The 360-nt window shown below is 51.7% G+C and carries 1 rRNA gene; it reads left to right on the forward strand.

Annotation, left to right across the window (positions count from 1 at the left end):
• Positions 1 to 360, forward strand: a 23S ribosomal RNA gene (locus lacNas_RS04510); the annotation flags it as partial.

Below are 360 nucleotides of genomic sequence, written 5' to 3' on the forward strand. Positions count from 1 at the left end.
ACATCTAAGTAGCTGCAGGAAGAGAAAGAAATTCGATTTCCCAAGTAGCGGCGAGCGAACAGGAAAGAGCCCAAACCGGCAGATTTATCTGCCGGGGTTGTAGGACTGAGTCATGGCACTTCAGAGGATAGCAGAAGCATTTGGGAAAATGCGCCAGAGAGGGTGAGAGCCCCGTAAGCGAAATCCAAAGAAGGCCTATCAGTATCCTGAGTAGGGCGGGACACGTGAAATCCCGTCTGAATCCGCGAGGACCATCTCGCAAGGCTAAATACTAACCAGTGACCGATAGTGAACCAGTACCGTGAGGGAAAGGTGAAAAGAACCCCGGGAGGGGAGTGAAAGAGAACCTGAAACCGTGTG

The organism is Lactobacillus nasalidis (assembly GCF_016587775.1).
Classification (GTDB): Bacteria; Bacillota; Bacilli; order Lactobacillales; family Lactobacillaceae; genus Lactobacillus; species Lactobacillus nasalidis.